2 protein-coding genes and 1 pseudogene are annotated in these 2,256 nt (G+C 74.4%); 2 read left to right on the top strand and 1 reads right to left on the bottom strand.

Annotation, left to right across the window (positions count from 1 at the left end):
• The first annotated feature begins 35 nt into the window (after nucleotides 1-35).
• Nucleotides 36-1,259 carry a cysteine--1-D-myo-inosityl 2-amino-2-deoxy-alpha-D-glucopyranoside ligase gene (mshC, locus tag DQW06_RS24925; RefSeq protein ID WP_013152580.1) on the top strand — a complete coding sequence of 408 codons (1,224 nt, stop codon included), beginning with the start codon at nucleotides 36-38 and terminating at the stop codon, nucleotides 1,257-1,259.
• A 71-nt stretch (nucleotides 1,260-1,330) separates the two neighbouring features.
• Here the strand turns inward: mshC and DQW06_RS24920 are convergent, their stop codons facing one another.
• Nucleotides 1,331-1,852, bottom strand: a complete 522-nt coding sequence (locus DQW06_RS24920; RefSeq protein ID WP_117199423.1) for a nitroreductase family deazaflavin-dependent oxidoreductase — start codon at nucleotides 1,850-1,852, stop codon at nucleotides 1,331-1,333.
• Between the two features lie 119 nt (nucleotides 1,853-1,971).
• Between DQW06_RS24920 and DQW06_RS24915 the strand changes: the two are divergent.
• A pseudogene (locus DQW06_RS24915) lies at nucleotides 1,972-2,256 on the top strand (hypothetical protein); the annotation flags it as partial.

Raw genomic sequence — 2,256 nt, 5'->3', positions numbered from 1 at the left:
GCCTCCCGCCCACCCGTCCGGATAGGCTGCGCGGTATGCGTTCATGGTCTGCGCCTGACATCGTCCCCCTGCCGGGTACCGGCGGTCCCCTTCGTGTCCACGACACCGCCACCGGCCGGATAAGGACGACGACGCCGGGCCCCCGGGCCGGGATGTACGCCTGCGGCATCACCCCCTACGACGCCGCCCACCTGGGCCACGCCTTCACCTACCTCACCTTCGACCTGGTCAACCGGGTCTGGCGCGACGCGGGCCACGACGTCAACTACGTGCAGAACACCACCGACATCGACGACCCGCTCCTGGAGCGCGCGGAGGCCACCGGCGTCGACTGGCGCGACCTCGCCCACCGCGAGATCGACGTCTTCCGCGAGGACATGGCCGCCCTGCGGATCATCCCCCCGACCTCCTACGTCGGCGTGGTGGAGTCCGTCGACCTCATCAGCGACCTCGCCGCCCGCATCCGCGACACCGGCGCCGCCTACGAGCTGGACGGGGACCTGTACTTCTCCGTCGCCGAGGCGCCCGAGTTCGGCGAGATCAGCAACCTGGACCGCGGGCAGATGCTGGAGCTGTTCGGAGAACGCGGCGGCGACCCCCAGCGCACCGGCAAGAAGGACCCGCTCGACTGGCTGCTCTGGCGCGCCGAGCGCCCCGGCGAGCCCGCCTGGGACAGCCCCCTGGGCCGCGGGCGCCCCGGCTGGCACATCGAGTGCAGCGCCATCGCCCTGGACCGGCTCGGCCCGGCCTTCGACCTCAACGGCGGCGGCAGCGACCTGATCTTCCCCCACCACGAGATGGGCGCGGCCGAGACCCGATGTGCCACGGGCGGACCCAACGCCCACAACCACCTGCACGTGGGCATGGTCGGCCTCGACGGCGAGAAGATGTCCAAGTCCCTGGGCAACCTGGTCTTCGTCTCCAAGCTGCGCCAGCAGGGCGTGGACCCGGCCGTCATCCGCCTGGCCATGCTCGCCCACCACTACCGCGCCCCGTGGGAGTGGACCGACGCCGAACTCCCCGCCGCCACCGCCCGCGCCGAGCGCTGGCGCTCCGCCCTCGCCCTGGGCGCGGCGCCCGACGCCGCCCCGGTGCTCGCCGCCGTGCGCGCGGCCCTGTCCGAGGACCTGGACTCCCCGGCGGCCCTGGCCGCGGTGGACGCCTGGGCCGACACCGCCCTCACCGAGGGCGGCGCCGACACCGGCGCGCCCGCCCTGGTGCGCGCGACCGTGGACACCCTGCTGGGCGTGCGCCTGTAACCTCGGGCCGCCTGACGCCACCGGACGCGACCGGCGACACCGAAGGCCTTCGATGCCGCCGGTCCGCCGCCCTAGGGAGCGGAGAGTCCGGGGTGGTGCTCACCGGCGGCCCCCGCGGGGGTCAACCGGACGACCGGGATGTCGTTCCCGATGTCCGCACCCCTCCGCTCGAACCACTCCTCGCTGTCGTCCACCTCGTAGCCCAGCGCGCGCAGCAGCGCCACGGCGGCGGCGGGGTGCCGCTCGGCGTAGCTCACCAGCGCCTCACCGGACTCCTGCGGCGACAGGACGGTGGCGGTGCCCCGGTGGCGCCGGTTGCCCAGCTGGAACAGCACCCGCGGCTCGTGCTCGACGTTGCGGAACCACTGCGACCGCCTTCCGTACCCGGAGGCCACCAGCACGGTTCCCGCGGCGTCGTCGCCGCCGATGACCTCCAGCACCGCCTGGCGGGCCTCTCCCGTGGTCCGCCCCCTGTGGGTGAGCAGTACGAACCGGCGGCCCATCAGTCCGCCCAACCCTGTCCGGTAGATCCAGATGGGGGCGCGGAACAGGGCCCGGCGCAGGGGTGTGGTGGGCGGCTGGGCGAACGACATGGTGTGGCCTTCCTTGGGGGGCGGCCCCGGAGTCGGGGCCCGAGTATAGCCAGACCGTTCCCGGCGCTCCCCGGCGGCACACCCGCGGACCGTCGGTGGGCGCTGCCACAATCCGGGACATGCAGACAGGACCGGACGTACTCCACACCACCGACTGGACCCGCGCCTTCCACGCCTACGGCTCCGGCGCCGACACCCCCGGGCACCTCGCCAGCCTGCTCACCGGCGACGCGCGTGAGCGCGAGCGCGCGCTGGACCACCTCCACGGCGCGCTCCTGCACCAGGGCACGGTCTACCCCGCCACCGTCCCCGCCGCCCTGTTCGTCGCCGGGATCCTCGACCGCCCCGAACCCGACGACCCGGCCCGGGGCCCGCTCCCCGAGGCGTCGGACGCGGCCCCGGGT

Source organism: Nocardiopsis sp. TNDT3, assembly GCF_003427465.1.
GTDB classification, from domain to species: domain Bacteria; phylum Actinomycetota; class Actinomycetes; order Streptosporangiales; family Streptosporangiaceae; genus Nocardiopsis; species Nocardiopsis dassonvillei.
The sequence above is the reverse complement of the archived record's forward strand: the minus strand, read 5'-3'. Positions and strand labels throughout refer to the sequence as shown.

What these genes read in the sequence shown, in the direction of transcription:
- mshC (WP_013152580.1), top strand. Translation starts at nt 36, where the DNA reads ATGCGTTCATGGTCTGCGCCTGACATCGTCCCCCTGCCGGGTACCGGC.
- DQW06_RS24920 (WP_117199423.1), bottom strand. Translation starts at nt 1,852, where the DNA reads ATGTCGTTCGCCCAGCCGCCCACCACACCCCTGCGCCGGGCCCTGTTC.